This is a genomic window from Shewanella sp. 8A (assembly GCF_023475945.1).
Classification (GTDB): domain Bacteria; phylum Pseudomonadota; class Gammaproteobacteria; order Enterobacterales; family Shewanellaceae; genus Shewanella; species Shewanella xiamenensis.
The window spans coordinates 15,400-42,121 of sequence record NZ_JAMDJP010000022.1 but is presented as its reverse complement, the minus strand read 5'-3'; the positions used below and the strand labels follow the sequence as shown (position 1 = coordinate 42,121).

The window sequence follows — 26,722 nt, the reverse complement described above, 5'->3', positions numbered from 1 at the left end:
AAAGCTAACACCATGCAGGCTAGCATTTTAGTTGGCAAAGGGTTAGATTGGGGGTCTCTACTGGGCGTCATAATCTGATTGACGTGCAAATGTATCCGTAGAGCCACAACCCTAAGCCTTACGCTTATGGCACCATGGCTGTTCAGCTATAAATCTTGTACTTAATTATCACACGATTGCGGCATTAAGCTGCGAGCGTATTTTTTATTGGCTTATCCCATTGGGGGAGGATAAGCCCAGAGCAGATGGCTAACCCTAAGGGGCATCTATTTACATGAGGGAAAGACTGTGAAAACGCCAAAGATTATTATTTCAGAAATCGATTTAGAAAGACTCGAGCGTCTGCTGGAGTCATTACCTGCGAATGCATTTCCGGGACGTGCAGCATTGGAGGCGGAACTCGACCGAGCAGACATTGTGCCCGTAGCGCAGATGCCCGCTAATGTGGTGACCATGAATTCTGAAGTGAAATTTAGTGTGTCATCCAGTAACGACACTTTTTGTTTGCGTTTAGTTTATCCTAAGGATGCGACGGGTGAGGGCACCATTTCCATCCTCGCTCCCGTAGGCAGCGCCTTATTGGGCTTATCACAAGGTGATGAAATCGAGTGGCCTGGCCCAGGGGGCTCAATGGTAAAAGTCCGTATTGAAGAAATTGTTTATCAGCCAGAGCGTAGCGGTGATTTTCATCGTTAGTCGCTAAGCTGGACATGAGTGAGTATATAGAGGGCAATATGAAGGAAGCCAATATGATTATACAGACAGAGCGTTTAATTCTTAGACCCTTTACCGAGCAGGATATCGATGCCCTCTATTTGATGAACAGTAACTCTGCGATGTTGAAATACATTCCAACCGAGCCTTTTACTGAGCGTGAGCAAGCTCGTGAACTGTTCCACAATGTGATCCTTCAGGATTATCAACAACGGGGATTTGGCCGCTGGGCTGTTGAGCATAAGGCTGATAGCAAGGTGATTGGTTTTTGTGGGCCAAAATTTATTCCTGAGTTTAACGAAGTCGAAATTGGCTATCGTTATTTTCCTGAATATTGGGGCAAAGGCATCGGTACCGAAGCTGCTCAAGCAGCAATCAGCGTGTTCCCGCAGTTTGGCATTACGCAAATCATCGCTTTGATCTTAGAGGGGAATTTAGGTTCTGAAGCAGTGGCTAAACGCATAGGAATGCATTGGCGTGAACCTAGCGAGTTTATGGGGTATAAAGTCAACGTCTACGCCAAAACTTTATAACTAACCATTTGTATTTTAATAAAAAACCAGCCGATGGCTGGTTTTTTTATGATATAGCTTACAGCTAAGACACTATTGAAATATGCCTTCGAGCGAACTTATTCGTCGTTATGATCACAGGTATCGTTTGTGCAATGGCCGTACAAATATAAACTGTGGTTTGTCAGCTTAATATTATGCTTACTGGCCAATTCTTCTTGACGACGTTCGATCACTTCATCTGAAAATTCAATTACTTTACCGCAAGACAGGCAAACTAAGTGATCGTGGTGATGCTGAGTCGATAACTCGAACACGGCTTTACCACTTTCAAAGTGGTGACGACTGACTATGCCGGCATCATCAAACTGGTTTAATACACGGTAGACTGTCGCTAGACCAATTTCTTCGCCTAAATCGAGCAGTTTCTTATATAAGTCTTCTGCACTGATATGTTGGTTTTCAGGTCCTTGCATCAGTTCTAGGATCTTGACTCGTGGCAGGGTGATTTTCAAACCGGCTTTTTTTAGCGCTTGATTTCCATCTGTCATTGCTAATCTCTTGATTGCAGAACCAATAGGTTCATCCGTGGATAGTGATTGCCATTATAGAGGCTCAAATTAAAAACTTAAACCTTTGTTCTAGCTTTATGGGGCTATATGCAGATAAATTGTGTTACTGAGCGTGAAATCGCAATAAATTGCGGCAATTCAAGCATAGTTTTTGTAAGGTTATACCAAGGAATAATGTTCAGGATGCGAAAAATTCGGGACAATAAATAGAATAATTACAATAAAAGGAAACAGTATGTACAAACATATTGTGGTATTAACTGGCGCGGGTATTTCTGCCGAGTCGGGATTACGAACCTTTCGCGATCAAGATGGATTGTGGGAGGAGCATCATATTGAAGATGTAGCCACCCCCGAAGGTTATGCCCGAGATGCCGAGCTTGTTGATCGTTTCTATAACAGCCGTTGGGAGCAGTTACACAGTGGTACTGTGATGCCTAATGCGGCTCATGAAGCGTTAGCCAAGTTAGAGGCTGAGTTTTCTGGACAGTTATTGGTTGTCACCCAAAATATTGATAATTTACATGAGCGGGCTGGATCGCGTCGCTTACTGCATATGCATGGGGAATTATCTAAAGGCCGCTGTCCTCGCTCCCGTCAGACCTTTTTATTAAGAGAACCCTTTGGGGTAAACAACTGTTGTACGTGTTGTATTCCTGCACAAAGGTTACGTCCCCATGTGGTGTGGTTTGGTGAAATGCCGTTAGGCATGGATAGAATTCACGATGCGCTCGATAATTGTGATTTATTTATCGCCATTGGTACCTCGGGCACGGTATATCCCGCAGCGGGTTTTGTTGACACGGCCAATCATCATGGGGCGCAAACTGTCGAGGTTAATTTACAATCGCCCGATAGACACAGCCAGTTTCAATATCATTTAACCGGTAAGGCAGGGGAGTTGGTGCCTAAATTAGTCGATACTATACTCGCAGGCAAAGTGATTGGCTCCGATTTAGCCGAGTCTGATTTAAAAGAATGAGCAACGAACCCATGGCGCAAAAACTGGCGATTATCATGCGTGGCTTGCCGGGCTGCGGTAAATCCTATTGGGTTGAACAGTTTGTCGCTAATCTGCCGTTAGAATATGCGCAGCGCGTCCGTCAAGGCGGTATTTTCTCGACCGACAGTTTTTTCTACGAGGGAGAGGTGTATCGATTCGATGCGAAAAAACTTTCCGAATACCATCAACGTAATTTAACTGCATTTATTCAAGCACTCAGCAATGCCCAGCCTGTGGTGATTTGTGATAATACTAATCTCTGCCGCTGGGAGTACATGGCTTACGAGGCCGCAGCCAAAGCCCTTGGCTATCAAGTGCGAATTATACTTGTTGGTGATCCATCAGATCCTGTTCATCAAAAACTGTGTGCTGAACGTAATCGTCACGGTGTGCCGTTAACTCAAATTCGCAGGATGGCAAAACAATTTGAGGATTGTTAACTTTGCTTTGTTTGTCATCTTTTGGTGTTATCTTCGATTCAAAATTAATGTCCAAGCCCCTGAGTAAGAGTTTCATAAGCTTGATCTTAATGACAGTTTCCCTTTTATTTGTCGATTATACTACTGCGAGTTAGTTCCTCTGGAGTGTACCTTGTTAACAAAACTGCTGCTCACCCTCGCCGTCATCATTATGGCGATTTTGCTGCTCGCTAAACGTAAGCCTGGTGTGGTTCAAGCGTCATTACAAAATACGCCTGTGTTACCGAGTCTATTGCGGCGCTACGCTATGAGTGGGGTATTTTTACTGCTTGGGCTTTGTGTTTTAAGCTACAGTGTGTGGTATTGGCACGATCAGCATAAAGTGGTGACCGTGACAATTGTATCCCCATCGGGTGACAGTTTCGGTGTTTATCATGCCCGTAAAGGCGATATCTCAGAAGCAAAGATGGTCACGGTTGAGGGGGTACATATTCGTTTTTCAAATGCTGAGCGACTAGAGATCCTCGAAGACTAAGGCATATTTATTTTACGAATTTATCTCTCCCGCCTTTTCATTGCGAAGTTATGCGTTAAACTAGCGACAATTTTTTAGCCTGCACTTAAGTGGACTTTTTAGCTTAAGTTTTTTTCAGGAGGACACATGATTACTGCCTACGTCTATAAAAACCGTCAGTTGACGGTGACAGAGATTAACACTCAGGACAGTATTCCGGCGTCGACCATATGGTTGGATCTTTATAAACCTGATGATGCAGAGCGAGAGTGGTTAAGTCATTTTTCAGTTGAAGAAGTGCCAGACGAAGAAGATATCAACGAGATTGAGGCGTCGGCACGTTTTTATCAAAACAGCGACGGGCTGCATATCAATTCCTTATTCCCACAACGGGTGGGGCAAGATGTGCGTGGGGTGAACGTTTCCTTTAACCTGCGTACTAATTTTCTACTGACTATCCGCGAAGAGGATGTCGGACTTATCCGCCTATTACGAAACTATCTGCGGTTAGGTCGGCTTGAAGTATCAACCCCTCAGGAATTGTTTCTCGAACTATTTAATTTAAAAGTGGATTATCTCTCTGACTTGATCGAAGACGTGTATACCGTGCTTGAAAATGTCGGTGAGCAGGTTTTTGACAGTGAAGAGCTTGATGATGTGTTTAAGCTGATCACGTTGCAAGAAGACTCCAATGGTAAGATTCGCTTAAGTTTGCTCGATACCCAGCGCTCACTACGTTATATGCAGCGATATTACCGCGGGCAATTATCCGATGAACACTTAAAAGACTTACGTGAAATGCTCTCGGACATTGAGTCTTTAATGCCTCACAGCCAGTTTATCTTCGACAAGTTAAACTTCTTGCTGGATGCTGCGATGGGTTTTAGTGGATTACAGCAGAATAAGATCATCAAAATTTTCTCGGTCGCTGCCGTTGTCTTTCTGCCTCCGACACTGATCGCGAGTAGCTACGGAATGAACTTTAATGGAATGCCCGAGCTAGAATGGCAATATGGTTATCCGATGGCGATTCTAATGATGCTTGCGAGCGCTGCGGGGACTTACTTTTTCTTTAAGCGTAAGCATTGGCTGTAATTGGCCAATTTGATTTAATCGCAAAGTATTAGCAAAAAGCCGGAGTTTCTCCGGCTTTTTTATGGGGATTATTTGCGGCTATCGCCACCAAAGTAATAACTGACGCGTTCTCGAGGGTTGAGATATTCGTGAACTTTTTCAGGTAGTGCCGCGGGAGGAAGGCAGCGGACAATACTGATCCCTTCGATTTCAAGATCAACGATAGGCGCTTGATCTTTTGGCACTAATGCATCGTAAACGAGGATTTTAGGGCAAAGTAGCTTTTGCAGATTGACCGACATCACCATCGCATATTGGCCGCTTGACAATTCCACCACACTTCCGGGGGGATAAATGCCAAGCATCTTGATCATTTTGCCAATATATTCCTGATTTAATTTCGTTTTATATTGTTTATACAAGTGCCCCAACGCGGCGTATGGCATACGAGCTTTACCCTGATTACCTGGATAACACAGGGAGTCATATTCATTCACTACTGCTAATAGCTGGGACATCTTATCAAGATCCGTTTCCTGCAATCCCTTGGGGTAACCTGTGCCATCAAGAAACTCATGGTGATTGGTGATAGCAGGGAAGGCTGCCTCAGGGAAATTCTCAGCCAGTTTGAGTAAATCAATCCCAAGAAGGGGATGTTGCTTAATAAAATTAAGCTCAGGCGCCGACCAAGGTGTGGTCTTTTTCAAAATCTGCGGTGGCACTTTGAGTTTACCCACATCATGAAATAGCGCACTTAAACCGATTAATTCAATTTCACTTCGATCCCATTCCATCTCTTTGGCAATCAGCATGGCCAGTATGGCAACGTTTAACGAATGGTAGTAAATACTCTCATCCTGTTTGGCGTCACTCATTAAGTGCAGTACTAGATTATCGGAAGTTAACAGCTGTTCCACCATACTGTGGACTAACACCTTAGCATCATCAACGGCATTCAATGGCCGATTGCGTAGTTTAGAAATCATACTGCGCATCATGGCCACTGAACGGGTGAAGTTTTGTTCCGTTTTATGAATATCTCGGCGTAGTTTTTTCTGGACTTCGATTTGCTCAGCCTTATAGACATCCATATCATTTTTAAGATCGTGCAGTTCTGGACTCGGTGGCAGCTTGATAGGGTTAATGGCCTCAGGATTTAACGGTGCGGTTTCACTGCGCTCTAAATCGACAATTACATGTTCAATACCGAGATTTTTAATTAATTCAATTTGCGCAGCCTGTTTTATGTGAAAGCTACTGAATAAAAAAGGATGATCTTTCCAAGCAACGGGTAACCGCACAAAATTACCCACTTGTAATTGATGAATTGATACTTTACAGCTTTTTTTCATATTTTTGTTATCGTGAAGCCAATGGCGTTATTTTATATCAATGGTGCAGCTTTACAATTACTTAACTAACATGTCAGCATAGTAAGATTGGAAAATAACCGAAGCATTGAGCCTATATGGATTTTATCGAAGTATACCCTAATGCGATACCTGAAGACTTATGTGATCGTCTCATTCTTGCGTTCGAAAACCACTCAGGTGTGGTTGATGGGCAAACCGGTAATGGGGTAGATCTTGAAAAAAAGATCAGTCGAGATCTTACACTAGATAATTTCATAGATTTACAGCCACTTAAGAATGAGTTGTTATCTTATACCCTTAAGGGGATCGCTGATTATTTTACTCAATATTCGATGGCGTTGATGGGGGCGGTGGCGGTTTCTGTTAGTGATGAACAAGGTCAAGCTGTGACTCTAACGCCAACGAATTTTGAGCGTCTTGGTAAGCCGAGAGCCGAAGCATTGGTCAAATATTTATACCGCAGTGGTAGTATTAATATTCAGAAATATCAAAAGAATAAAGGTGGATATCCCCACTGGCATTCAGAGCAATTTCCTCAGCTTAACCACAACGAGGCCTTACACCGTGTGGTGCTTTACATGTTTTATTTAAATGATGTAGAAGAGGGCGGCGAGACCGAGTTTTATTATCAGCAGCGTAAAATCGCACCTAAAAAAGGCACAATGGTGATTGCGCCAGCAGGTTTTACTCATTCCCATCGTGGCAATATGCCTATCAGTAATGATAAGTACATTGCCACCTCTTGGGTGATGTTTAATCGCGCCGAGCAGCTTTATGCTGTTTATGCATAGGATAGTTAGGTTGGGATGGTAATTCTGAATCGCGCGCCTTCAAGATTGCTTTCTTCAATACTTAGACTTCCGCCATAGCTACTGACAATTTCATCACATACGGCTAAGCCAATCCCTTGTCCTGGCGATTGGCTGTCGGCTCTTACGCCGCGCTGAATAATTTTTTGCCTAAGTTGTTCTTCTACGCCTGGGCCATCATCTTCGACGATCAATTCAAAATCACCCTGCTGATTAAAATGTGCTGTTACCTGTACTTGGCTAATACATAGCCTGAAGGCGTTTTCCATTAAGTTACCGCAGAGTTCCATTAAATCGCCTTTATTACCGGGAAACAATAAATTAGTCGGGATGTTGGCCTTAAATTTCACCTGTTTGTCACGGTAAATTTTAAATAGCATTTGTGCGAGTTGCTCAACAAGTGGGGCAATAGCGGTGTGTTCCTGCTTTAATCCTTGGCGACCTAACATGGCGCGTTTTAGTTGATATTTAACCAGCTGATCCATTTGGCTGATCTGCTCCATGATTTTTTCATTGGCAGATTGCTTTGTCAGACTTGTATCATCGGTAATGGCGTGAACGGCTGCAAGACGAGTTTTTAAGCTGTGCGCCAGATCGTTCATCGCGTTTTGATAGCGTTGTTGTTGGGCGCTCGATTGCTGTAATAGTTGGTTAAGCGCTTGAGTTACGCCTTCAAGCTCAACGGGGTAACCTTCTGAAAGTGACTTAGTCTTACCTTGGTTTATCGACTGCAACTCGTTTTGCATCCTTACGAGTGGACGCATCCCCCAATATGCCGCACTGACCAGCAGAATCAGTGCGAGAGCGAGCACCATGGCCAGACGGATATAGGTGCGTTTACTGAATTTGCTGTATTCCTGCTCGAGCTTGGCTGCATCTTTCATTACAAGCAGGTTGTAATGTACGCCAGCGATTTCTACCGCGAGCAAATACACAAAGTAACCTCTGTCATCGGCCATGGTGAGGTAATAGGGCGGAGAGTCGTTACGGATTTCGTTGAAACGTTCGCAGGTATCGAAGAGGCCACGGTCAACAGCGAGGGATGAGGTCCATACTTGTTTAAACTTCTCATCACAACTTGCGATTACATACCGCTCTTGCTTGTTGTTTTCCTCTAACCAAGCACTGGTATCAGGAATAAGATCATGTTCTCTAAGCTCGGCGGCAACTTGGGGAATTTCGGCGATAAGCTGGGCGGTTTCTTCGTTATAGCTATTTTGCGCATGCAGAATGTTGACCATCCAAGCGAGGCCAAACCCTACTAAGGTGATGATAGATAACGAGGTGAGAAACATCCGGGTCAGCAGACGTTTCTTGAATTTGAGCCTTAGTTGCATGGCAGATTAAATTTATATCCTTGGCCACGGATTGTGGCTATCGGATTATCAATGCCATCGCGGGTGAGTTTTTTACGTAAGCGACTCACCATCACTTCGATAGTATTAGGATCGCCTTCTTTGTCGCCATAAATGACATCTAATAGCCGCTGTTTTGCGACGACTTCATGACAATGGCGCATTAAATATTCGAGGATAAGGTACTCGAAGGCGGTGACTTCCATAATGTCATTGCCGAGCGTTACTTGTTTAGCGGCAAGATCAAGTTTTAACTCACCACTGGTAATGACTGGTTTGACAAAGCCGGCGCTACGTCTGACTAAGGCGTCAAGTCTTGCGACAAGTTCTTCTTTTTGGAAGGGTTTAACTAAATAATCGTCAGCGCCCGCATTGAGGCCTTCAACTTTATCTTGCCAATTCACCCTCGCTGTGAGGATAAGAATGGGGGCTTTAACGCCTTCTTCACGTAATTGTTGGATAAGACTAATACCATCTTGATCGGGTAAACCTAAATCGACAATGGCAACATCAATGGGGTAATTGGTTGCTTGGAAAAAACCTTCTTTGGCAGTGAGGGCCACTTGAACTTGGTTGCCCAAATCGCTTAACTGTACTTTTAGATGATGGGATAAAATAAGATCATCTTCAACAACCAAAATTCTCATAATACTCATGCCTTAACGTCGACTGGACTCAGTGTACGCAAATTATACGCGGGAGCCAAATATTGTCTTATCTTACCCACAAGGAACTTAACCTCGGCTGACCAAGGTTCGTTAGTGGCGAAAATAAGTACTAATCCATTGTCTTTAAAGTCATTATCTTTAATGCATTTTTAATGGCTATTGCCTTTATTTCGCTTTACTCCAGATGCCGTTGCCGCTCCACACTGCACCTAAACTAAATAGCATTACGCTACCCATGATGATCGCCAGTCTTAACCAAGGCTCTCCATGGGCGAGCCGTATCTGTACAGCATCGATTGCAGTGGTTCCCCAAACGGTGATGACACTGATAAACAAAGCGGCTTGAACTATTCGAATCACAAGTGGTTGTTTAATAAGCAGGAAACAAGGTGTTATAGCAAAAAGGCTTGTGAATACAAGCTGGTCATACCGTAAAAAATGTGCGCTTAACAGCCAAAAGGCGACAATCATCCAACTCACTCTCCACCACATAATCTTCTCCAACGCCAATATTGATGCAGGCTAATATAGCGATGATTAAAGGACTATTCTATTTGCTTGTTCACAGAATGGTGATATTGCAGAATAAACAAGCCCAACAATGTTGGGCTTGGAATGATCACATAAACGATAAATTATAGAGATATTTTTAATCTATTTTATGGACTTGCTCATCGAAGCTTGGTGCAACTTTGCCGGCTTGAGTATTATTAAAGACGGTTTCATTAAATTCGCCTTCTGATTTAGCGATCACGACTGTGGCCACACAATCGCCAGTGACGTTTACTGCGGTACGAACCATATCCAGTAGTCGGTCGACACCAATAATTAACGCAATACCTTCAACGGGGAGGCCAACTTGGTTAAGCACCATCGCGAGCATTATAAGGCCAACACCAGGAACGCCAGCAGTACCAATTGAGGCCAGAGTCGCGGTTACAACCACCGCAGCATAATCAGTAAGGGTTAACTCAATGCCAAATACTTGAGCGATAAATACAGTTGCGACACCTTGCATAATAGCCGTGCCATCCATGTTAATGGTGGCACCTAATGGCAGGGTAAAAGAGGCGATTTTATTATCTACACCAAGTCGGTGTTCTGAAGCTTCTATGGTAATAGGTAAGGTAGCGTTAGAGCTGGCGGTGGAAAAGGCAAATAACTGTACATCGCGCATTTTGCGAATAAAGATCAACGGACTTAAACCTGAAAACACCTTAAGTAAAATGGGATATACAATAAAAGCGTGAATAAGCAATACGACGAGTACGACAAAGAAATACTGAACCACGCTGCTGAAAGTTTCTACGCCGAGAGTTAAGGCAAGTTTAGCCATTAGAGCAAAAACACCGTAAGGCGCAAGCTGCATAATCAGGGTCACTACGCGCATAATCACTTCATTTAAATCTTCAAACAATACAGCAATACGTTTACCACGCTCGCCAATATGAGCGATAGAAAACCCGAAAATCACTGCAAAAATAATGATTTGCAGCATATTGCCTTCGCTCATGGCTTGCATTGGATTGGTCGGCACTATGCTGATTAATACATCAGCGAGACTCGGCGCTTCTTTTGCAACGTAATGCATTTTCTCTGACGCGAGTGAAGCATTACCCGGGTGGACTATCACTGCACTGATAATAGCTAGTACTAAGGCTATAGCGGTTGTGAATAAATAAAAGGCTAATGTTTTGCCACCCAATCGCCCTAATTTTGAGGGTTCACTTAAGGAACATGTCCCACAGACTAAGGAAATAAATACCAGTGGAACGACTAACATTTTTAAACTTGAGATGAAAATCGTACCGATAACATGTAAAAAGCCGTTGGTAATATAGTCCTTAATAAATGCACTATCCGGAAAGTAATTACGTAGAAATAGTCCAATTGCAATACCCGTAACCATGCCGATTAAAATTTTACTGGTAAGGCCGAGTTTATGTTGTGATGAGGTTGCCATGGGGGTTCCTGTGTGTTTTTTATACGTTCTAATATTGGCGACGACAAGACTAGCAAGAAAATGCAGAAGTTTAAATGAGTTCTAATGTTAAACTAAGTTCAAAATATGCAAAATAAAATAAGAGAGTAATGGAAAAGTTACGTGAAAATTGTGTAATGTTAGCCTATAAGTTATAAGCGTCAATCTTAGTATTATCATTAGAATAACAGGGAGCCTGACAATGAAGTCAGCGTATAAGGTTTTTCTCGCAGGACTATGTTCACTTTTTTTGGTTGCATGTGGAGGCGGAGGCAGTATCTCCGATGATGGCTCCGGCACCCCCCCAACCCCAGGTGTTATCACTGTCACTATGGGTATTTCCAATACCGATATTTCCGCTTTAGCTCCCGCAACAGTAACTGCGAAAGTTGTTGACTCCAAAGCCGGTGCGTTAGTTGGTGAATTGGTGACATTTAGTTTAAGTAGCGCCAATATCGGATCATTTGACCCTTCTACAGCGACAGCATTAACTAATGGCGAAGGTATTGCGACCATTATATTAAATACTGCAACTATCGCAGGTGCAGGTACAGTGACTGCAAAAATTGATACAGGCGAATCTGGCAAAATTGGCTTTGTTATGAAAGGCGATGGTGGTGAGGCTGGCGGTGGTGCGCAAGTTAATCTTGCTCTCACTGACACGAACGGAAACGCAATTCAAACTATTACCTCATTAAATCCTGGAAAACTCACCGCAACAGTGACAGGTATTAATAAACCTACGATTGTGACTTTTGATAATGATATTGGTGATTTACCTATAAAAACTGCAGTAACCAATGCTCAAGGAAAAGCGAGTGTTGATATTTATGCTGGTAATACCTTAGGTGCCGGAACCATTACTGCTTCGCTTGCCAGTGGTGAAAAAGGTACGGCTGTGGTCGTGGTGGGTGCAACTAATGTTGTAATGGGCAGTGGCAATCCATTTGTTGCAGGTAAAGCAAGTGTCAGCGTGACTGACTTAACCGCAGGTGGCACAGCCACAATTTCTGTAGTGATTCAGGATGACCAAGGTAAGCCTTTTACTCAAGCTGTCGATGTAAAATTCTCTTCTTCATGTTCCACTAAATCTTCTCCAGAAGCAGAGATTAGTTCTCCTGTTCCTTCTGTGAATGGAGTTGCTACTACCACTTATTTAGCTAAGGGGTGTTTGGGTCCCGATCCCATTAATGTTACGGCCAATGCTGGTGGTTTAAACCTTTCTGCTACTGCTTCAATCAATGTGTTACCAGCCAATGTTGGCAGTATCGTATTTCTTTCCGCAACACCACAAAACATTGCCATTTTAGGTACGGGTGGTGCAGAGTCTTCTGAAGTTAAGTTCAAGGTGTTGGATACTAACAGTAATCCTGTAAGCAATCAGCTGGTCAACTTTAGTCTTAACACTACAACTGGTGGTATCGAGCTAGATCCCGTAAGTGCAACGACTAACAACCAAGGGATTGTCCAAACTGTCGTTAAAACCGGTACAGTGGCTACTTCTGTTCGTGTTACAGGTGTTGTCGCAGGTTCGTCCCCAGTTATCTCTAGTCAATCTAGTCAATTAATAGTATCTACAGGCATTCCTGACCAAGATAGTTTTTCACTATCTGCATCGACTTTGAATGCTGAAGGTTGGGATGTTGATGGTACTAAAGTAACAGTGACTGCTCGCTTAGCGGATGCATTTAACAACCCTGTACCAGATGGAACTACAGTTTCATTCACTACTGAAGGTGGTGCGATTGAGGATGCTTGTCAAACGGTAAAAGGGACTTGTAGTGTGGTATGGACCAGTCAACTTGCCAGACCTGAAGGCCAAACGTTGATAGACGCTACTGGCGCATTAGTTCGTCCACCTGTTGCTACACTTGCAGCTAATTTAGGCAACGTTTACGGCCAAAAATACGGCGGTAGAGCAACCATAACGGCTACCGCGATTGGCGAGGAATCTTTCCCTGACCTAAATGGTAATGGCCGCTTTGATGCATCCGAATTTAGCGCCTTTTTAACTCAAAAAGATGTGAGTGGTAAACCTTTCGATTTAGATGATGCTTTTAACGACTATAATGAGGACGGTTTTTTCAACCCTCAACAGTCTGGAGGCCAAGCGGGGGGAGAGCTAGAAGAGTTAATCGATTTTAACTCTAACGGTGTTTTTGATCTCAAAGACAGTAAATACAATGGTGTGCTTTGTTCTGTACCTGCTCATGCTGGTTGTGCAGATGGAATATCTGAACCCAAATCACTCTATGTTCGAGGCAGTTTAGTGATAGTGATGTCAGGAAGTACAGCTTATGCAACACCTAGAGCAGATGTACTTATTGACGATAGCTATAGCCTAAGTAAAGACCAGAGTATTGATATTATTGGTAAGGATGCCGCAACGGTTTACTTCACCATCTCTGATTTACACAACCAACAAATGCCTGCTGGCACCATCGTTCGATTTAAAGCAAGTGCAGGTTCAATAGCTAGTGGTGCAGAATATACATGGCCAAGTAGCAATTATAATGCTGGGCGTGAGTTTAGTGTGTCGATCAAGGGTGAGGAAAAACCTAACGCGGGTACCTTCATTGTCGAAGTTGAAACCCCAAGTGGTGTGGCAACTCAAGTTCTGTCTTTGCCGATAAGAATTAATTAGTCATTAAAATTTGTAATTAAAACGGGGAGCTATATGCTCCCCGTTTGTTTTTGATTAGATACTTGGTAAAACGCCAGCATGGCATTTACCGTGCTGGAGGTTGATTACTCAGCAAGTAAACCGCGGCTACGCAACAACGGTTCGATTCCTGCCTCTTTTCCACGAAATTTTTTATACATCAACATAGGGTCGTCACTGCCACCCTTAGACAAGATGTTGTTGCGGAAGGCATCGGCGGTCGCTTTATCGAAAATGCCATTTTCTTTAAAGGCTTCGAAGGCATCGGCACCTAAAATATCTGACCAGAGGTAGCTGTAGTAACCAGCAGAATAACCGCCCGCAAAGATATGCGAGAAGTAAGTGCTGCGGTAACGTGGGCTGATCTCATTAATCAATCCCATGGCAGCTAACGAGTCGGCCTCAAACTTGGCGGCATCCTTAGGCGAGGTATCGGTTAGGGTGTGCCAATCTAAATCGAGCTTAGTGGCGGCCATATATTCAACGGTCGCAAAGCCTTGGTTGAACTTGCTGGCGGCTTGGATTTTTTTCACCAGTTCCTGCGGGATCACTTCACCGGTTTTGTAGTGCTTAGCAAATTGCGCGAGCACTTCGGGCTGAGTCATCCAGTTTTCGTTGACCTGTGAAGGGAACTCCACATAGTCGCGAGGAACTGCCGTTCCACCTTGTGAGCGATATTCGACATTGGATAACATGCCGTGCAGCGCATGGCCAAACTCATGGAACAGGGTGCTGGCTTCATCGAAGGTGAGCAACGCAGGCTCATTACCCGCTGGGCGAGGGTAGTTCAACACGTTGACAATAATGGGTTTCGAATCGACACCGTTCATATGGTATTGCTTACGGAACGAGTTCATCCAAGCGCCGCCGCGTTTGCTATCACGGGTAAAATAGTCGCCCATAAAGATGGCCATGATCTTGCCGTCTTTATCGTACACTTCCCAAGTACGCACTTCTGGGTTGTATTTGGGTAAGTCGGTACGTTCTTTAAAGGTTAAACCATAGAGGCGGTTGGCCGTGTAGAACACGCCTTTTAGGGTGCTGTCGAGGGAGAAGTAAGGGCGAGTCTGCTGCTCGTTAAAGCTGTACTTCGCAACACGGATTTTGTCTGCGTAGTAATCCCAATCCCAAGCTTGCAGCTTAAACTTGCCGCCTTGGCTGTCGATTAACGCCTGCATATCCGCAACCTCAGCCTTGGCTTGGGCAAGGGCTGCTGGCCAGACTTTGTTGAGTAAGCCATAGACATTTTCAGGCGTCTTGGCGGTGCGATCTTCTAACACAAAATCCGCATGGGTTTTATAGCCCATGAGCTGCGCACGTTCGGCACGTAGCGCGGCAATTTTTGCCAGAATGACTTTGTTATCATTGGCATTATTGTTATTACCACGCTCGATATAACCCTTATAGAGTTTTTCGCGTAGTTCGCGATTATCGGCATACGTTAAAAATGGCGTGATAGACGGGCGTGACGTGGTAAATACCCATTTGCCTTCATGTCCACGTTTTTTCGCGGTTTCGGCGGCGGTGGCAATCACATCGGCGGGTAAACCAGACAAGTCAGCTTGCTTATCAATCACTAGCTCGAAGGCATTGGTTTCGGCTAACAGATTGTCACCAAAGGCTAAGTTAAGTTTGCCGATTTCTTCATTCAGGGCGCGCAGCTTGGTTTTATCCTGCTCGCTGAGGTTAGCACCGCCACGGGTGAACGATTTATAGGTGTCTTCCAGTAATTTGGCCTGAGCCGTGTTGAGCTTTAGGCTGTCTTTGCTGTTATAAACGGCTTTGACGCGTTGAAACAGCTTATCATTCAATAAGATATCGTCTTCGGCCGACGATAACATTGGCGAGACTTCTTTGGAAATCGCTTGCAGCTCTGGAGTGGTATCCGCGCCAGTTAAGTTAAAGAAGACGTTGGATACGCGGGTCACGAGATCGCCCGAAAACTCCATCGCTTCAATGGTGTTGGCGAAGGTCGGCTTGTCTTTATTATCGACAATCGCTTGAATTTCTTCGTGTTGCTGGGCGATACCCGCCTTAAAGGCTGGGAGGAAGTGCTCGGGCTTAATCTTATCGAAGGCCGGAATTTCCATAAAAGTATCATAGGGTTTAAAGAATGGGTTGCTGGCATTTTGGCTGATGATCTGTGCCGACATGGCATTCGGTGCGACTGCCGCCTGCGCCGCAGTATCGCTGTTTTGTGCATTACAGCCACTTAAGGCGAGGGCGAGCGTGATGGCGCTAAAGGTTAGTGTGATTGCACGTGGTTTGAGTGTTCGCGCGTTAAGGGCCTGTGATTTTAGGCTTAGTCCCTTCATGTCAATTCCCCGTTAGGTGATTATTATTCTGTTGGATTAATGGTGTTAACAACCATTAAGCTTATTTTAAGCTGACTGTTTAGCATGTATTCGCCTAAGGGTTCCATCGATTTTGTGTTTTGTTTGTAACAAATGGTTAGCCTGCGGTTTTTAACGGAAGAACTATGGCAAACTGAGCCCCGCACTAAGGCAATATTCGGCAAAGGATAAAGCCATTACTTTGGTGCGTTTGAATGTAAGTCCCTCATCATACAAATAATAAATAGGACCTCTATGGAATTGCCTCAGTTTGACTGTACGAGCCTTTGTCGTCGTTTTTCTTATTCCCTATTAGCCACTGCGTTGTGGACATCGCAAGCAGCAGCGTCATCCACTAGCCTTAGCCAAGATGCGCTTAAGGTGGCCGATTATGCGGTGAGCACCTATGACACGCAGATGGTTAAGAGTTTGGCGCATTTAATCAGTTTTAATACCCAAGCAGTGGAGGGGCAAACACCCGATACCAACCCCGCTTTTATTGGTTTTAAGTCGAGTTTAAAAAGCTTGAGCCAAGAACTCGGGCTCGATTATGCCGACCACGGTTATGTTGTATTGATTGGCCTCGATGCCAATGTTGTCGATGCCCAACGCTCACAGGTTGAGAAATTAGGAATCGTTACCCACGGCGACGTGCAGCCCGCCAATCCCGCGCTCTGGACTAAGAGCCCCTATGTGCTGGATACCGAGTCTGAACCTGGCAAGCTGATAGGTCGCGGTACCGAAGATGATAAAGGCGCGATTGTCACCGCCATGTATGCGATGAAGGCCATCAAAGATAAACAACTCGAACGGGAAAAACGCATTGAGCTGTTGGTGTATTTAGCCGAAGAGTCCGATTGGGATCCACTAAAAGCCTTTTTAGCCCATTACACTCCAGCGCAGATGAATATCACCATTGATGCCGAGTATCCAGTCGTCACCGCCGAAAAGGGTTGGAGTAAGATTGGCTTTACTGTACCGAATCTTGAGTCAACACAGGAGCAGGGCGTTGCAAAAGTTCCTAGCATAACGACATTCTCAGGCGGCTATTTTGCTAGCCAAGTGCCACAGCAAGCCGAGGCGAAAATTCATGCCATTACCCCAAGCTTGTTTGAACAATTACAGGCGAGCGCCGCAAAGCAGCAGGGGATGAAGTATCGATTCGAGCGTACTTGCGAGCAGGCCGTGTGCGACTTGCATATTCTTGCCGACGGTAAGGCGGCCCATTCCTCTACACCAGAAGATGGGGTGAATGCTGTGACGCATTTGGCCGCGTTACTGAAGCCATACACTTGGCCTAAAACCACGGCGGCACTCACTGTCGCCGCCATGAATGAGTTAGTGGGGTTGGGGATTTATGCCGAGCAGTTTGGCGAGCTGGCCTATAAAGATGATTTTATGGGCGCTTTAACGCTGGCCCCCACTGTCGTTGCGCAAACGAGTAAAGGGACTGAAGTCACCATTAATTTACGTCGACCAGTGGGCAAAACGCCTGAGTTACTCTCAGCCCAAGCCAAGGACGCGCTGAACAAATGGCAAACTGAGCATCAAGTGACACTCATCGACGTGGAAAGTTATTGGGGCGAGCCTATGGTGATGAAAGATGCACCGCATCAGCAAACCTTACTCGATGTATTTGCTCACTTTACTGGCATAGCATCACCCAAACCCGTGGCCATTGGCGGCTCAACCAACAGTAAATTATTCCCCAACGCTTTAAGTTTTGGCCCCGCCATGCCGGGCGTGGAATACACTGGCCACACCGAGAAAGAATTTATTACCCATAAACAGTTTATGCTGAATCTGAAAATGTACACCGCCGCTTTTATTGAGTTAACCGCCGCAAAATAGTGTGCTTTTTAATGGGCTTGATTAATTAAAGCGATGGGTAAAATACAACATAGGGTGAAAGGCGCTGATTTCACGCCAAAACTCATCGGTTTATAAGATAATGGCGGCTAATCCGAAATAGCCGCCATTGCATTTAACCGTTAAAACAAGATAACAACTGTTTATCCGGCTAAAAGCTTTTGCCCCAAAACGAGTTGACTCGTTGTCTGTGGCGCAGTCAAACGCAGACTTTCTCGCCTAGAAATTCTCATCCAATTCACTCAAATTTTGCAATTCTTTGAAATGCCTAAAAGCTGGACAGGCATACAGTCATATTGAAATTATGACGATTTTTATCCCAACTTCGTGCGCGTATTCACATTCCAACATAAATAAATATGATTAAAATCATGCAATTATAAAACCTATAGGTTAGATAATAGGTTTGGGAAACGCGCATGCGTATTTTTCCAGATGGTATATTTAACAGAATGCTGATAAGTTCTTTGCATACAGATAGTTAACTGTGCACGTTTTCACTGATCCAACGAGGTAAACGCGCATGCGCACTAATAAAATGTTAAGCGATAAATGCTCCGACTATTGGAAAGAATATGAAGATAAAGTCGATAGATATTGAAGGAATTGGTGGTATAAAAAGTCTACATATAGATTTTGATGACCATATGAATTTTATCTGTGGCCCAAATGGAATTGGAAAAACTACAGTACTTGAATGTGTAGCGCATTCGTTTTCCGCCAACTCAACAAATATTCTAAAGAGAAACGTTTTGACCGAACACGGTAACTTTAGAGCGACTGTTGAGATAGATAACGAGATTCTGAATTCAAACGTCAAAATTGGAGATTTTGATCCAGACAAACTTTCAAATATTAGTGGCCTGCATCATTATGCAGGAAAATTACTTTCGCTAAAAGTTACTAGAACATTTCAATACCAGCAGCTGCATGCGGTTTCAAAAGATGCTGATAAAAGTACCAGTACATCATTTGAAGAGGCAAAATTTGGTGTCAATATTCATGAGGTTAAGAATTGGTTTGTAAATCGCTATCTTTATTCAGTGCATAAAGATGCACTAACGGATGAACAGCTACACAATTTTGAAATAGCAAAAAAAGCTTTTTCATTACTTAATGAAGGTTTTAGCTTCAAAAAAGTTATTGCTGCTTCCAATGAGATAATGATCGATTCGCCAAGTGGCGAAATCTATTACGAGTATTTGTCATCTGGATTTAAGTCATGCTTGTCAATCATCTTCGGCATAATTAAGGATATAGAGCTTCGCTTTAAATCTCCTTGTATTAAAGCTGATGAGTTTGATGGGGTTATTCTGATTGATGAACTTGAGCTTCATTTGCACCCTGAGTGGCAAGCAAAAATAGCTAGTATATTGGTCGATGTTTTCCCAAAGATTCAGTTTATTGCATCAACCCATAGCCCCCATATTATACAAAATGCAAAACCAAATGAAATTATTGCTTTAGCCCTAAATGAAGGTGATGTGTATAGAAGGCAGTTAAATGGTGGCTCTTATGGTTTTCAGGGGTGGACTGTAGAGGAAGTTCTTACAGACGTAATGGGGATGTCTGACACTCGGACTGAAACTTACCATCAATTGATGTCAGAGTTCGAAGCAGCAATCGATTCAGATAACTACAACAGAGCTAAAATAGTATACCAAGAATTAGAATTATTACTTCATCCTGAAAACCACTTAAGGAAGCTATTAAAATTTCAACTGGCTTCGGTAAAAGGTGAGGCATGATTAAGTTAGATAGATTTCCAAAGCCTAGCTTCCTTACCGATCAGAAAGTTAGTGAACTTGTAGATGAATTTAAGAAAAGTGGATCTTCAGTATGGAATGTAGATCAAATAAAGATACCTTTGCTTAACTCCAGCTTTGGTAAATGCTCGTATTGTGAGTGTGATCTAACGGAAGAGAGCAAATATATGGAAGTTGAACATTACGAAGACAAAAAACATAACCCAGATAAGGTTGTGACATGGGAAAACCTACTGCCTTCATGCAAAAAGTGTAATGGCTCAAAGAGTACACATGACGTGATTTCCGAGCCCATATTGAATCCTTACGTCCAAGATCCTAGAGACCATTTGGCTATGAGGTTTTATCGGATGCGAGGCCTAACCCCGCTAGGAAGAAATAGTATTGACGTAGTCGGTCTGAACAACCAAGAACGACTTGTATTGAAAAGATTTGAAATCGGGAGTCAGATAGCTGACTCCATTGAAATGGCCTGGGAGCGGTATTCCATTTACAAAGAAAACGGCAGAACTCAATCAAAAAACAGGTTGATTAACCTTGTTGAGGGTATTCTTTCGGAGTGCCAGCCAAAAGCAATCTATGCAGCTACCACATCAACTTTAGTGCTCAGTGACACAAGCTTCAATGAGCTTGTTCATGAGATGAAAAGAAATGACCTGTGGAATGATACTTTAGATACGCTTTTGGAAAACTCAAAGGATCTAGTTCTTAAATGCGTTTAACAATTCAAAGCACACGGACGCAGCGAAGCTGCGCCGGTGTTTGAGGCGTTAGCCCATAGAAATTTTTATGCGAAATGCACCTGATACACCAACGACCTAAAACGTTTTTGTCCCAAAGCGAGCCAGTCTCTTTTTTAAAATCGACATCCGAAATGACAGTTGAAACCAACACAAATTCAACTGTCTCTTGAAGAGTTCTTCTGGCGAAACAACTCATTACGATAATATTTTCGCTCTAAATTAACTGTTGGAATAAATCCTAAACAGTTAACTGTATTAACTAGAGCTTGTGACTATTCCAGGGGGATGCTCGGGGTTGTGATATCAGCTTTTAGCACTAAGACAATCAAGAAAATAACGCCCAATAACGGGAATAATCCCAGTACCGCGCCAAGCATCCCTGTGAGCTTAGGATTTGTCGTTTTTTTGCGACCGAGTGAATAACTCAATATGCCGAAAAACATCATGCTAGCGAAGAGCAACAGCAAAATCAGCAAGAACATTGACACAATAAATTCCTTTTTAATTCATATGTTAGAGCTGGATAATATAGAGTGAGTTAATGCTAAGTCAATCTTATTCATAAGGATTGAACGCATGGCGGTAAGCAATAGGTGAGTTTCATCTATTGCTGAGCGAATCCTAAACGCCCGTAAAACAGAGGGTATCGAATAAGATCTAGATGGCGATCTAGCTAGCCATGCTACATAAACCAACATTGAGGCCCGCCTTCAGCATGTGATGTTCCCAGCATTTTACGAATTTTAGAGTGTAAATGTAGTGAGAATTGTTATCAATTGGTGTGTATTGATAATTATTTTCAATTAAAATGCATCTCTCAAACAACAATGATGGGGAATCATGATGCAAAAAACGCTGTTAGCTACACTCATTGCGAGTTTTTTATTCGCACCAAGCACCTACGCAAGTGAAGACAAGTCCGCGACTAATATTGAGGTCATTAGTATCAAGGGAAGTCGTTTAGATAAGGCCGCAACGGCAACCGGGTTACCTTTAACTCTGCGGGAAACGCCACAATCCGTTACCATTATCGATCAAGAGTTTATTCAAAGTTTTTCACTCAATAGTGTCGCGGACTTAATGTTTTTAACCCCTGGCATTTATGCTCAAAAAGCTGAGACCAACCGCTATTTCTTTAGCTCTCGCGGTAATCCCATTACTAATTTCCAGTTTGATGGTGTGCCCGTTAACTATTCGAGTTTCTTTAATGACGCCTCAACTGACACTATATTATTTGACCGCGTCGAAGTGGTCCGTGGAGCAACAGGACTCTTAACAGGAGCGGGCGAACCATCGGCGGCAATTAACCTTATCCGCAAACGTCCTAAAGCGACACCTGGCGGCTATGTCAGCGCAAAAGTCGGTTCATGGGATAGCTACCGCGTTGAAGGCGATGCCTCTGTTGATGTGACGGATAGTGGTGCTGTGCAGGCTCGTTTTGCCGCTGCCTATGAGAAATCAGATAGTTATATTGATCTTGCCAAAGATGAAAACCTTCAAGTTTATGGCGTGCTCACAGCAAAACTCAGTGACAGTACCTTATTTACCCTAGGTGCTGATTACAGTGACCGTGATCCAAAAGGCTCAACTTGGGGTGGTCTTCCTCTATTTTATGCTGATGGCAGTTTGGCCAATGATCTACCTCGCTCGACCACAACCGCTGCCTCTTGGTCGAGTTGGCAACGTAATGGCGCGAATGTCTTTGCCACGCTTGAACATGATTTTGATAATAATTGGGACCTTAAATTTGACGTCGAACATCGTGAAGATGAGATGGATGGACACTTGCTGTATCTCTATGGCGCGCCGGATAAAACGACAGGGTTAGGAATGGGGGCATCGGCGATGATCTATCAATCGACCCGTAAACAAGATGCAGCACGACTATTTGCCTCAGGGCCATTTGAGCTCTTTGGCCGCGAGCATAAATTGACTGCGGGTTTATTGTATTCTAAGCAAGACACAACCGCAGATTCCTATTACCCATTGAATAGCATAAGTATTGGTAACTTCTTCGAATGGGATGGCTCAGTTGCCGAACCTAATTATCCGTCGACGCCAATCTATCAAGAAGGTGAGGAAATTCAAAAAGGGGCCTATCTCGCGACCCAAATTAATTTACATGATCAATGGATGTTGTTACTGGGTGGCCGCATTAGCCAATATAAGTTTGAATCAAACGCGGCGGCTGACTACAACAATAGCGATGTTTTTACGCCCTACGCGGGCCTTATATACAACCTGAACGATAGCATCTCGATTTACACCAGTTATACCGAAATTTTCCAGCCACAGGATGCAAAAGACGCGAACAATAAGCGATTAGATCCCATGACCGGAAATAATATAGAACTGGGTGCGAAAGGGGATTTCTTCGATGAGAAACTGACCGCCAGTATTGCCGTATTTAAAGTGCAAAAGGAAAATGTGGCAGAACGTGACCCAAATTATCCCACACCTCTACCAGATGGTAGCTATCCAATGCGTGGAGTGGACGGAACCAGTAACCAAGGTTATGAAGTTGAGTTAAACGGTAGACCAGTAGAAGATTGGGATCTGTTTTTCAGCTATACCCATAGTACATCGGAAGATCAAGACGGGGCAGCCTTTAGCACTCATCTACCGAAGGATCTGATTCGTTTATCCTCGCTTTATCACTTTGATGGTGCACTCGCGGATCTGACAGTCGGTGGTAACTTAAGCTGGCAGAGTAAAATTTACAAAGATGACGCAGGTCCCAATGGCGAGCGTTCCGAGCAAGATAGCTATTATCTAGTCAATCTGATGACAAGCTATCAACTGACAGACGATGCTAAAGTTCAACTAAATATCAATAACTTATTTGATAAAAAATATTACTCCAGCATTGATTTTTACAACCAAGGTTTCTTCGGTGAACCACGGAATATTGAGTTAAACCTAAGCTATAACTTTTAAATAATCATTCCTGTAAGTTAGAGCTGTAAATGCCGTGTCTATTACGACACGGCATTCACATAACTAGGTGGTCGTAAGGTTCAACATTCGCTGAAAATAACCACTTTGCTTTGTTGGTTTGCCCGATCCTTGCAGAGATAATCGATATCCGCGACTTAGTTTAAATGTTCTTAATCAAACCGGGCGCTTGGCCTTATCTCCAATTCATTGCTTCCATGCCTTTATTACATATCACTTGTATGCCAATCAGCGATTAGTAACCGACGGCTTCGCTACCTGAATGACGGGGATCGGTGGCGCCAAATATCCCTTGGTCTGTCACCATAATGGATTGAGTGCTACCCATGGCTGATTGCACTTTCACCTTATGGCCTTTGGCTTCGAGTAATGAAATGGTATCGCGGTTCAGGCTGGTTTCGACCCGCAGTTCATCGGGGAGCCACTGGTGATGTACCCGCGCAGCATTGCTGGCTTCGGCAATGTTTAAGCCGTGGTCAATTACGTTCATAATGATTTGCAGCGTGGTGGTAATGATGCGTGAACCGCCTGGGCTGCCCGTTACTAAGAAGGGTTTGCCGTCTTTCATCACTATGGTGGGGCTCATTGAACTTAATGGACGTTTATTACCTTCCACCGCGTTGGCATCGCCACCCACTAAGCCATAACCGTTAGGGGTGCCTGGTTTTGCGGAAAAATCATCCATTTCGTTATTGAGTAAAATCCCCGTGCCTTTGGCGACTAAGCCCGAGCCGTAGCTGAAGTTTAAGGTGTAAGTGTTGGACACCGCATTACCCCATTTATCGACCACCGAGAAGTGCGTGGTTTGGTCACTCTCATAGGGCGCTAGATTACCGGGTTTGATTTCTTCGCTTGGCGTTGTTTTGTTCAGGGCAATTTGGCTGGCAATTTTTTGGGCGTAGTCCTTATCCGTTAGTTGTTTGACGGGCACTTTATAAAAATCGGGATCGCCTAAGTATTCGCTGCGATCGGCGTAGGCATGCTTCATGGTTTCAGCCATCACATGGATAGTTTGCGCCGTATTGTGACCGAATTTATCGATAGGGAATTGCTGCAACACATTAAGCATTTCAATAATATGCACACCACCTGAAGATGGCGGTGGCATCGAAACCACCTCATATCCTCGGTATTGACCACGAACGGGTTCACGCTCAACAGCTTTGTAGTGTTTTAGATCTTCTAAGGTCATGATACCGCCAGCTTCTTGCACGGCCTTAACCAGCTTTTCTGCGGTTTCACCTTCGTAGAACCCTTTGGTGCCTTTCTCGGCGATGAGTTGCAGGGAGTGGGCGAGTTCTGGCTGCTTTAAAATATCATCCACTTGGAAGTCGCTACCGTCGGCCTTATAGAAGATGGCTGCTGTGCTTGGCCATTGACTCATGCGGCGCTTTAAGCCTGCAAGGGATACCGCCAAATCTGGGCTAACGCTAATCCCTTCCTGTGCCATTTTGATGGCGGGCGCTGTGACCTGTGCCATGGTCATCGTGCCATATTTTTCAAGGGCTAAACTCATGCCCATTACGGTGCCAGGTACACCGACAGCAAGGCCATGTTCACGGCTTAATTTAGTCACCGCATCGCCATTCTCATCGAGGAAAATGTCTTTTTTCGCCTTTGATGGCGCCATTTCCCGATAATCGATAGCGATAGTTTTATTTTCTTTGGCCAGATGAACGAGCATAAAGCCACCGCCGCCAATATTGCCAGCACGGGGTAAGGTAACCGCTAAACTGAATGCCACCGCCACCGCAGCATCGACGGCATTACCGCCTTGTTTCAAGATTTCAACCCCTGTGCGACTGGCCAAGGTTTCTTGGCTGGCGACCATGCCATGTTTTGCCCATACGGGTTGTGCCGTGGCCATTTGGCTGAAAATCGAAGGCTCTTCAGCATGGAGAGTGGGCGAAGACAATAAAGGCAGTGCCATGGCGATGGCGAGAATTAGAGGTCTAAAAGGTACTGCGCGGCGCATATTCAATCCTGAATTTATTTTCATTATGACTATGCAATGTGCCGAGAATTAGGCTTAATTGCAACCTTGGATCTTGGCTTAGTGTGTTTAACGGATAAGAATTCAACTCATGAGACAACTGATTTTGGCCTTTGCCAGCGCGGTGCAGAGTATTGACGCCGATAATTGGGATAGCTTGATGGGGAGGGATAATCCCTTTGTCCGACATGCCTATTTACTGAGCTTAGAGCAAAGTTTATCGGCCTGCGCCGCCACGGGGTGGCGTCCACATCATCTGTGTGTTTTCGACGCCACCGGCAGTGAATTTGCACAAGAATTAGCGCCTGATACTGTAATCATTAGTCCAAAAGATGCCGCAGATTTTATGGCTTTACCGCTGCTGGTATTGATGCCGCTTTATCAAAAATCCCACTCCTATGGCGAATATGTGTTTGATTGGGCATGGGCGCAGGCCTATGAGCGTCATGGTCTTGAATATTATCCTAAATTATTAAATGCCATACCGTTTACCCCAGTGCAAGGGCGGCGGATGGGGCTGTCGCCTACGCTTTTGGCAGAGGAGGCGCAGCAGCTAAGTCTTGCCGTATTGTCTTGTTTAAATGGGCAATTAGCGAATGCGGATGCGGATACGCCTATGTCCTCTTGGCATAGTTTATTTGTCTCGTCTTCGCAGCAAGCACTATTTACTGAGGCATCGAATCACACCGCCCTTCGGCGTCTAAGCACTCAGTTTCATTGGCATAACCGTGGCTATGCAGATTTTGCAGCCTTTTTAGCGGCGCTCACCTCCCGTAAGCGCAAAAATATCCTTAAGGAGCGCGCCCAATTACAGCCCTATGGTTTGCAATATGAGTTTGTTGCGGGAGCGGAGATTAGCAGTCAGCAATGGCAGCATTTTATTGAATGTTATCAACTAACCTACCTTAAACGATCCGGCCATCGCGGCTACTTAACCCCGACATTTTTTAACATGATCGCCGAGCGTTTGGCCGAGCAGATTGTGCTGTTGGTGGTGAGTGATGCCAAAGGGCAGATGGTTGCGGTCGCGCTGTATTTTACGGGCCGCAACGAGCAAGGGCAGACGTGCCTGTTTGGCCGTTACTGGGGCAGTATTGTCGAGCTTGAGGGATTGCACTTTGAGGCCTGTTATTATCAGGGCATCGAATATTGCATCGCCCATGGCATTGATCTATTTGATGCAGGCGCGCAGGGCGAACATAAAGTACTGCGTGGGTTCGAGCCTGTGGCGCTCTATTCCTACCACAATATTGCCCATCCTGAATTTAAGCGGGCGATTGCGCATTTTACCGAGGAGGAAGCTGCGCAAATGGAAGTGTATATGCAGCAGATGCGTGAGGTATTGCCCTATAAAAAGGGCCAATAGCCACCATAAACCTAAAGCGTCGTGTCAACAAATCCGTTGGC

22 protein-coding genes are annotated in these 26,722 nt (G+C 44.3%); 13 read left to right on the top strand and 9 right to left on the bottom strand.

Going from position 1 to position 26,722, the window contains the following annotated elements; all coding sequences use genetic code 11:
- Window positions 1-288: 288 nt before the first annotated feature.
- Together rnk and M0413_RS16165 are read left to right on the top strand one after the other, a co-directional pair.
- The gene (gene rnk / locus M0413_RS16170) at window positions 289-696 is read left to right on the top strand and encodes a nucleoside diphosphate kinase regulator (RefSeq protein ID WP_099457927.1); all 408 of its coding nucleotides are present in this window, start codon (window positions 289-291) and stop codon (window positions 694-696) included.
- A 53-nt stretch (window positions 697-749) separates the two neighbouring features.
- Window positions 750-1,247: a GNAT family N-acetyltransferase gene (locus M0413_RS16165; RefSeq protein ID WP_037417581.1), complete on the top strand. Its 498-nt coding sequence runs from the start codon at window positions 750-752 to the stop codon at window positions 1,245-1,247.
- Between the two features lie 98 nt (window positions 1,248-1,345).
- Here M0413_RS16165 and fur read toward each other — a convergent pair whose 3' ends face one another.
- Window positions 1,346-1,777 carry a ferric iron uptake transcriptional regulator gene (gene fur / locus M0413_RS16160; protein ID WP_037417447.1) on the bottom strand — a complete coding sequence of 144 codons (432 nt, stop codon included), beginning with the start codon at window positions 1,775-1,777 and terminating at the stop codon, window positions 1,346-1,348.
- 256 nt (window positions 1,778-2,033) lie between these two features.
- Between fur and cobB the strand changes: the two genes are divergently transcribed.
- From cobB to corA, 4 genes are all read left to right on the top strand, one after another.
- Window positions 2,034-2,780 carry a Sir2 family NAD+-dependent deacetylase gene (gene cobB / locus M0413_RS16155; protein WP_249554898.1) on the top strand — a complete coding sequence of 249 codons (747 nt, stop codon included), beginning with the start codon at window positions 2,034-2,036 and terminating at the stop codon, window positions 2,778-2,780.
- 11 nt (window positions 2,781-2,791) lie between these two features.
- Window positions 2,792-3,241 (top strand): ATP-binding protein, encoded by a 450-nt coding sequence (locus M0413_RS16150; RefSeq protein ID WP_249554902.1) that lies wholly within the window; start codon window positions 2,792-2,794, stop codon window positions 3,239-3,241.
- Between the two features lie 151 nt (window positions 3,242-3,392).
- Complete coding sequence (locus M0413_RS16145; RefSeq protein WP_055648120.1) at window positions 3,393-3,755, top strand: hypothetical protein; 363 nt, start codon at window positions 3,393-3,395, stop codon at window positions 3,753-3,755.
- 126 nt (window positions 3,756-3,881) lie between these two features.
- Window positions 3,882-4,829, top strand: a complete 948-nt coding sequence (corA, locus tag M0413_RS16140; protein ID WP_037417441.1) for a magnesium/cobalt transporter CorA — start codon at window positions 3,882-3,884, stop codon at window positions 4,827-4,829.
- Between the two features lie 68 nt (window positions 4,830-4,897).
- On the opposite strand, the gene M0413_RS16135 is transcribed toward corA, so the two are convergent.
- Window positions 4,898-6,160 carry an HD-GYP domain-containing protein gene (locus M0413_RS16135; RefSeq protein ID WP_037417439.1) on the bottom strand — a complete coding sequence of 421 codons (1,263 nt, stop codon included), beginning with the start codon at window positions 6,158-6,160 and terminating at the stop codon, window positions 4,898-4,900.
- Window positions 6,161-6,276: 116 nt separating this feature from the next.
- Here M0413_RS16135 and M0413_RS16130 point away from each other — a divergent pair, with 116 nt between their 5' ends.
- Window positions 6,277-6,972, top strand: a complete 696-nt coding sequence (locus M0413_RS16130; RefSeq protein WP_169546774.1) for a 2OG-Fe(II) oxygenase — start codon at window positions 6,277-6,279, stop codon at window positions 6,970-6,972.
- 5 nt (window positions 6,973-6,977) lie between these two features.
- Here M0413_RS16130 and M0413_RS16125 read toward each other — a convergent pair whose 3' ends face one another.
- From M0413_RS16125 to M0413_RS16110, 4 genes are all read right to left on the bottom strand, one after another.
- Window positions 6,978-8,327 (bottom strand): ATP-binding protein, encoded by a 1,350-nt coding sequence (locus M0413_RS16125; RefSeq protein WP_240292146.1) that lies wholly within the window; start codon window positions 8,325-8,327, stop codon window positions 6,978-6,980.
- Entirely contained in the window at window positions 8,318-8,992 is a 675-nt protein-coding gene (locus tag M0413_RS16120) for a response regulator (protein WP_011072043.1), read from the bottom strand. The genes M0413_RS16125 and M0413_RS16120 overlap by 10 nt, the downstream gene beginning before the upstream one ends.
- 186 nt (window positions 8,993-9,178) lie before the next feature.
- On the bottom strand, window positions 9,179-9,505 hold the full coding sequence (locus M0413_RS23040; RefSeq protein WP_249558936.1) for a hypothetical protein: 327 nt from the start codon (window positions 9,503-9,505) through the stop codon (window positions 9,179-9,181).
- Window positions 9,506-9,662: 157 nt separating this feature from the next.
- Entirely contained in the window at window positions 9,663-10,976 is a 1,314-nt protein-coding gene (locus tag M0413_RS16110) for a dicarboxylate/amino acid:cation symporter (protein WP_249554896.1), read from the bottom strand.
- Between the two features lie 220 nt (window positions 10,977-11,196).
- On the opposite strand from M0413_RS16110, the gene M0413_RS16105 reads away from it, so the two are divergent.
- The gene (locus tag M0413_RS16105; protein ID WP_047536594.1) at window positions 11,197-13,638 is read left to right on the top strand and encodes an Ig-like domain-containing protein; all 2,442 of its coding nucleotides are present in this window, start codon (window positions 11,197-11,199) and stop codon (window positions 13,636-13,638) included.
- Window positions 13,639-13,742: 104 nt separating this feature from the next.
- On the opposite strand, the gene M0413_RS16100 is transcribed toward M0413_RS16105, so the two are convergent.
- A complete protein-coding gene (locus M0413_RS16100) occupies window positions 13,743-15,971 on the bottom strand; it encodes a M3 family metallopeptidase (RefSeq protein WP_249554894.1) in 2,229 nt (742 codons plus the stop codon).
- A 273-nt stretch (window positions 15,972-16,244) separates the two neighbouring features.
- On the opposite strand from M0413_RS16100, the gene M0413_RS16095 reads away from it, so the two are divergent.
- From M0413_RS16095 to M0413_RS16085, 3 genes are all read left to right on the top strand, one after another.
- On the top strand, window positions 16,245-17,840 hold the full coding sequence (locus tag M0413_RS16095) for a dipeptidase (RefSeq protein ID WP_249554892.1): 1,596 nt from the start codon (window positions 16,245-16,247) through the stop codon (window positions 17,838-17,840).
- 593 nt (window positions 17,841-18,433) lie between these two features.
- On the top strand, window positions 18,434-19,606 hold the full coding sequence (locus M0413_RS16090) for an AAA family ATPase (RefSeq protein ID WP_249554890.1): 1,173 nt from the start codon (window positions 18,434-18,436) through the stop codon (window positions 19,604-19,606).
- Entirely contained in the window at window positions 19,603-20,346 is a 744-nt protein-coding gene (locus M0413_RS16085; protein ID WP_249554888.1) for an HNH endonuclease family protein, read from the top strand. The genes M0413_RS16090 and M0413_RS16085 overlap by 4 nt, the downstream gene beginning before the upstream one ends.
- A 293-nt stretch (window positions 20,347-20,639) precedes the next feature.
- On the opposite strand, the gene M0413_RS16080 is transcribed toward M0413_RS16085, so the two are convergent.
- Window positions 20,640-20,855 carry a hypothetical protein gene (locus M0413_RS16080; protein ID WP_249554885.1) on the bottom strand — a complete coding sequence of 72 codons (216 nt, stop codon included), beginning with the start codon at window positions 20,853-20,855 and terminating at the stop codon, window positions 20,640-20,642.
- Between the two features lie 355 nt (window positions 20,856-21,210).
- Between M0413_RS16080 and M0413_RS16075 the strand changes: the two genes are divergently transcribed.
- Window positions 21,211-23,304 (top strand): TonB-dependent siderophore receptor, encoded by a 2,094-nt coding sequence (locus M0413_RS16075; protein WP_349628467.1) that lies wholly within the window; start codon window positions 21,211-21,213, stop codon window positions 23,302-23,304.
- A 253-nt stretch (window positions 23,305-23,557) separates the two neighbouring features.
- Here M0413_RS16075 and ggt read toward each other — a convergent pair whose 3' ends face one another.
- Complete coding sequence (gene ggt, locus M0413_RS16070; RefSeq protein WP_047536744.1) at window positions 23,558-25,297, bottom strand: gamma-glutamyltransferase; 1,740 nt, start codon at window positions 25,295-25,297, stop codon at window positions 23,558-23,560.
- 109 nt (window positions 25,298-25,406) lie between these two features.
- On the opposite strand from ggt, the gene M0413_RS16065 reads away from it, so the two are divergent.
- Window positions 25,407-26,681, top strand: a complete 1,275-nt coding sequence (locus M0413_RS16065; RefSeq protein ID WP_249554881.1) for a GNAT family N-acetyltransferase — start codon at window positions 25,407-25,409, stop codon at window positions 26,679-26,681.
- The last annotated feature ends 41 nt before the right edge of the window (window positions 26,682-26,722 follow it).

Excerpts from the sequence above, each read along its gene's own strand:
- M0413_RS16165 (WP_037417581.1), top strand. The coding sequence starts at position 750 with ATGATTATACAGACAGAGCGTTTAATTCTTAGACCCTTTACCGAGCAG.
- fur (WP_037417447.1), bottom strand. The coding sequence starts at position 1,777 with ATGACAGATGGAAATCAAGCGCTAAAAAAAGCCGGTTTGAAAATCACC.
- cobB (WP_249554898.1), top strand. The coding sequence starts at position 2,034 with ATGTACAAACATATTGTGGTATTAACTGGCGCGGGTATTTCTGCCGAG.
- M0413_RS16150 (WP_249554902.1), top strand. The coding sequence starts at position 2,792 with ATGGCGCAAAAACTGGCGATTATCATGCGTGGCTTGCCGGGCTGCGGT.
- corA (WP_037417441.1), top strand. The coding sequence starts at position 3,882 with ATGATTACTGCCTACGTCTATAAAAACCGTCAGTTGACGGTGACAGAG.
- M0413_RS16135 (WP_037417439.1), bottom strand. The coding sequence starts at position 6,160 with ATGAAAAAAAGCTGTAAAGTATCAATTCATCAATTACAAGTGGGTAAT.
- M0413_RS16130 (WP_169546774.1), top strand. The coding sequence starts at position 6,277 with ATGGATTTTATCGAAGTATACCCTAATGCGATACCTGAAGACTTATGT.
- M0413_RS16125 (WP_240292146.1), bottom strand. The coding sequence starts at position 8,327 with ATGCAACTAAGGCTCAAATTCAAGAAACGTCTGCTGACCCGGATGTTT.
- M0413_RS16120 (WP_011072043.1), bottom strand. The coding sequence starts at position 8,992 with ATGAGAATTTTGGTTGTTGAAGATGATCTTATTTTATCCCATCATCTA.
- M0413_RS23040 (WP_249558936.1), bottom strand. The coding sequence starts at position 9,505 with ATGTGGTGGAGAGTGAGTTGGATGATTGTCGCCTTTTGGCTGTTAAGC.
- M0413_RS16110 (WP_249554896.1), bottom strand. The coding sequence starts at position 10,976 with ATGGCAACCTCATCACAACATAAACTCGGCCTTACCAGTAAAATTTTA.
- M0413_RS16105 (WP_047536594.1), top strand. The coding sequence starts at position 11,197 with ATGAAGTCAGCGTATAAGGTTTTTCTCGCAGGACTATGTTCACTTTTT.
- M0413_RS16100 (WP_249554894.1), bottom strand. The coding sequence starts at position 15,971 with ATGAAGGGACTAAGCCTAAAATCACAGGCCCTTAACGCGCGAACACTC.
- M0413_RS16095 (WP_249554892.1), top strand. The coding sequence starts at position 16,245 with ATGGAATTGCCTCAGTTTGACTGTACGAGCCTTTGTCGTCGTTTTTCT.
- M0413_RS16090 (WP_249554890.1), top strand. The coding sequence starts at position 18,434 with ATGAAGATAAAGTCGATAGATATTGAAGGAATTGGTGGTATAAAAAGT.
- M0413_RS16085 (WP_249554888.1), top strand. The coding sequence starts at position 19,603 with ATGATTAAGTTAGATAGATTTCCAAAGCCTAGCTTCCTTACCGATCAG.
- M0413_RS16075 (WP_349628467.1), top strand. The coding sequence starts at position 21,211 with ATGCAAAAAACGCTGTTAGCTACACTCATTGCGAGTTTTTTATTCGCA.
- ggt (WP_047536744.1), bottom strand. The coding sequence starts at position 25,297 with ATGCGCCGCGCAGTACCTTTTAGACCTCTAATTCTCGCCATCGCCATG.
- M0413_RS16065 (WP_249554881.1), top strand. The coding sequence starts at position 25,407 with ATGAGACAACTGATTTTGGCCTTTGCCAGCGCGGTGCAGAGTATTGAC.